The 2,655-nt window shown below is 74.4% G+C and carries 1 protein-coding gene; it reads right to left on the bottom strand.

What is annotated here, in order from left to right; genetic code table 11:
- A partial coding sequence (locus IE172_RS34125) for a type I polyketide synthase (RefSeq protein ID WP_229886749.1) occupies positions 1–2,655 on the bottom strand: 2,655 nt, incomplete at both ends.

Raw genomic sequence — 2,655 nt, 5'->3', positions numbered from 1 at the left:
CCAGCAGCAGCATGCCGACGCCCTCGCCCCAGCCGGTGCCGTCGGCGGCCTCGGCGAAGGCCTTGACCCGGGCGTCCGGAGCGAGTCCCCGCTGACGGCTGAACTCCACGAAGACCTCGGGAGTCGACATGACCGTCACACCGCCCGCGAGGGCGAGCGAGCATTCGCCGGAGCGCAGGGACTGGGCGGCCATGTGCAGGGCGACCAGCGAGGACGAGCAGGCGGTGTCGACGGTGACGGCCGGGCCCTCAAGACCCAGGGTGTATGCCACGCGGCCCGACGCCACGCTGCCCGCGATACCCGTACCGAGGTAGCCCTCGACGCTCTCCGGCACCTGCCGGAGCAGGGTGGCGTAGTCCTGCCCGTTGCTGCCGACGAAGACGCCGGCCTTGCTGCCGCGCAGGGACTTCGGGTCGATGCCGGCCCGCTCGAGGGCCTCCCAGGAGGTCTCCAGCAGCAGCCGCTGCTGCGGGTCCATGGCCAGGGCCTCGCGCGGGTTGATGCCGAAGAAGGCCGCGTCGAACTCGCTCACGCCCTGGAGGAAGGCCCCTTCGCGCACATACGACGTGCCGGAACGGTCCGGGTCGGCGTCGTAGAGCGCCTCCAGGTCCCAGCCGCGGTCGGCGGGGAACGGCGCGACCGCGTCGCCGCCCGCCGCCAGCAGCGCCCACAGCTGCTCGGGCGTCCGGATCCCGCCCGGGAAGCGGCAGCTCATGGCCACGATCGCGATCGGGTCGTCGTCGGCCACCGGCGCACCGGGAGTGGCCATCTGCCCGGCCGCGGCGGTGTCGCCTCCGAGGCCGGGGAACTCGCCCAGCACATGGCGGGCGAGCTCGGTCGCCGTCGGGTAGTCGAAGATCACGCTGGTGGTCAGCCGCAGCCCGGTGGCCGCGTTGAGCCGGTTGCGCAGCTGGACCGCGCCGAGCGAGTCGAAGCCGAGCTCCTTGAACGCGCGGTTCGGAGCCACCGACTGCGGTCCGGCGTGGCCGAGCACCAACGCCGCCTGTGTACGCACCAATTCCAGCACCAGCTCCTCCCGCTGCGGCGCCGTCAGCGCGGCCAGCTGCCCGGCCAGCGACGACTCCTCGGCGCGCTGCGCTCCGCCGGACACGGCCGGCCCGGCCGCCGCCCGCAGATCCCGTACGTCCGCCAGGTCGGAGATCAGCGGGCTGGGACGGGCGGCGGTGTACGCCGGTACGAAGCGGGCCCAGTCGATGTCGGCGACGGTCACGGCCGGAGTGCCGTGGCCGACGGCCTGGGCCAGCGCGGTGAGCGCGAGGTCCGGGGACATCGGGGGGAACCCGCTGCGGTGCAACTGCTCCGCCGCCGCGTGCCCTGTCGCCATACCGGAGTCCGCCCAGGCCCCCCAAGCCACGGAGGTGGCGGGCAGCCCCAACGCGTGCCGCCGCTGTGCCAGCGCGTCCAAGTGGGCGTTCGCGGCCGCATAGTTGGCCTGGCCCTCGTTGCCGAAGGTGGCGGCCGCCGAGGAGAACAGGACGAACGCGTCCAGGTCCAGGTGACGCGTGTACCGGTCGAGAAGCGCCGCGGCGGTGGCCTTCGGACGCAGGACATGGTCGAGGCGGTTGGCGGAGAGGTGGTCCAGTACGCCGTCGTCGAGGCTGCCGGCGGTGTGCACGACCGCGGTGAGGCCCGGGTGCTCGGCGACCAGGGCGCGCACCGACTCGGGGTCGCTCACATCACAGGCCGCGAAGGTCACCGTGACGCCGAGCGCGGCGAGTTCGTCGCCCAGGGCGGTGGCCCCGGGGGCCTCGCCGCCGCGCCGGCTGGCGAGGACGAGGTGCTCGGCGCCGTTCTCGGAGGCCCAGCGCGCCACGTGTGCGCCGAGCGCGCCGGTGCCGCCGGTGATCAGGACCGTGCCGCGCGGCTGCCAGCCCGTACCGCTGCTGCCTGCCGCCCGGGTCAGTCGGCGCGCGAGGACACCGGCCTCGCGGACCGCCACCTGGTCCTCGCTGCCGGGCGCCGCGGCCAGTACGGCACGCAGGTGTGCGCCGCCGCGCTCGTCGAGCTGTTCGGGCAGGTCGACCAGCCCGCCCCAACGGTCGGGGTGTTCGAGAGCCGCGACCTGCCCCAGGCCCCAGACCTGCGCCTGGGCGGGGTGGGCGAGCGGGTCGGAGCCGCCGGTGGTGACCGCACCCTGGGTGGCGCACCAGAGGGGAGCCTCGACGCCCGCGTCGCCGAGCGCCTGGACGAGCGCCAGGGTCGGGGCGACCGTACCGGCCTCCTCCTCACCGTCGGCGTCCGCGAGCAGCGATAGCACGCCAGTCACCGGGGCGTCGAACTCCGCGCGCGCATCACGCAGTTGCTTGGCAAAACGCTCCCGGTCGGCCACGGCGGTGTCGAGCACGACCTGCCGTACGGCACCGTGCCCGCTCTCCAGAGCCCGGACGACGTCACGTACGAGAGGCCGGCTCTCGTGACCGGCAGGCAGCAACAGCAGCCAGTCGCCGGTGAGTTCAGCCGTGTCGGACGCATCCGGCATCGGGCGCCACACCACCCGGTAGCGCCAGCCGTCCACCGGTGAACCACCGGTCTGCTCCCTGCGCCCGGACCTCGCGTCGAGCCAGTACCGGCGGCGCTGGAAGGCGTACGTCGGCAGGTCGACCCGGCGCGGCGTGTTCCCCCGGCCGGTGAAGA

Source organism: Streptomyces griseoflavus, assembly GCF_014649995.1.
GTDB lineage: Bacteria > Actinomycetota > Actinomycetes > Streptomycetales > Streptomycetaceae > Streptomyces > Streptomyces griseoflavus.
The sequence above is the reverse complement of the archived record's forward strand: the minus strand, read 5'-3'. Positions and strand labels throughout refer to the sequence as shown.